At 71.0% G+C, this 1,090-nt stretch carries 2 protein-coding genes; one reads left to right on the top strand and one right to left on the bottom strand.

The genetic code is table 11. From position 1 onward, the window contains the following. Positions 1 to 10 precede the first annotated feature (10 nt). Positions 11 to 787 (top strand): ABC transporter permease, encoded by a 777-nt coding sequence (locus H5J30_RS35090; protein WP_181791838.1) that lies wholly within the window; start codon positions 11 to 13, stop codon positions 785 to 787. Positions 788 to 810: 23 nt separating this feature from the next. On the opposite strand, the gene H5J30_RS35085 is transcribed toward H5J30_RS35090, so the two are convergent. Further along, on the bottom strand, positions 811 to 1,090 hold a 280-nt coding region (locus H5J30_RS35085; RefSeq protein ID WP_181791837.1), incomplete at its 5' end, for a siderophore-interacting protein.

The following is a 1,090-nucleotide window of genomic DNA, read 5'->3' as shown; positions in this document are numbered from 1 at the left end:
GGGGTGCGCGATGAGCGCGGTCGCCGCCCAGACCTGGTATATGACGCAGCGTCAGCTGACCGCGTTCGTGCGGCAGCCGGCGTACCTGCTGATCACCCTGCTCCAGCCGGTGATCTGGCTGTTCCTGTTCGGCAACCTGTTCCGCAGGATCACCGACCTGCCGGGCTTCGGCACCGGCTCGTACCTGGACTACCTGGTCCCCGGCGTGGTGGTGATGACCGCGCTCAGCTCCAGCATGTGGGCCGGCATGGGCACGCTGGAGGAGATCGAACGCGGCACCCTCAACCGATTCCTGACCACCCCGGTCAACCGCGGGGCGCTGATGAACGCCAACGTGATCAACAACGGCCTCAGCGTGCTCGTGCAGGCGGTGGTGATCATCCTGCTCGGGCTGCTCGCCGGCGCCGACTACGCGGGCGGGGCCGCCGGGCTGCTCGTGCTCGTGGTCGCGGCGATCCTGCTGGGCACCGTCTTCGGGGCGATGTCCAACGCGATCGGCATGGTGGTGCGGCAGCGGGAGTCGATCATCGGCATCAACACGTTCCTGCTGCTGCCGCTGACGTTCCTGTCCTCGTCGTTCATGGCGCCGGCGCTGATGCCGCCCTGGATGCGGCACGTCGCCGACGTCAACCCCGTCGACTGGGCGGTGGTGGCCGGGCGGGGCGCGCTGTCCGCCGACCCCGACTGGGGCGAAGTGCTGGGGCGGGGCGGCGCGCTGCTCGCGGTGGCGGTGGCGGCGGTGCTGCTGTCCACCCGTACGTTCCGTACGTACCAGCGATCGGTCTGAGGCTCAGAGGCCCGGGGGAGGGGTCAGGGTGCGGAGCCGGCGGAAGGCTCCGCACCCTCCCGGACCTCCTGCTCGCGCTCGACGGCCTCGTTCCACTGCTTCTTCGAGGACTGCCAGCCGTCCTCGTCGTGGCCGAGCCGCCAGTAGCCGGAGACCGACAACTGCTCGCGCGGCACCTGCCGCTCCAGCCGCAGGTGCCGGCGCAGCTCCTTGACCATCCCCGCCTCGCCGTGCACGAAGACCTGCGCCCGGCCCGGCGGGAAGTCCAGCGCCTTCACCGCCTCCACGAGCGCCCGGCCCACC

Source organism: Streptomyces phytophilus, from assembly GCF_013870535.1.
Classification (GTDB): Bacteria; Actinomycetota; Actinomycetes; order Streptomycetales; family Streptomycetaceae; genus Streptomyces; species Streptomyces phytophilus.
This window is presented reverse-complemented; position numbering and strand designations above follow the sequence as displayed.

What these genes read in the sequence shown, in the direction of transcription:
- H5J30_RS35090 (WP_181791838.1), top strand. Translation starts at nt 11, where the DNA reads ATGAGCGCGGTCGCCGCCCAGACCTGGTATATGACGCAGCGTCAGCTG.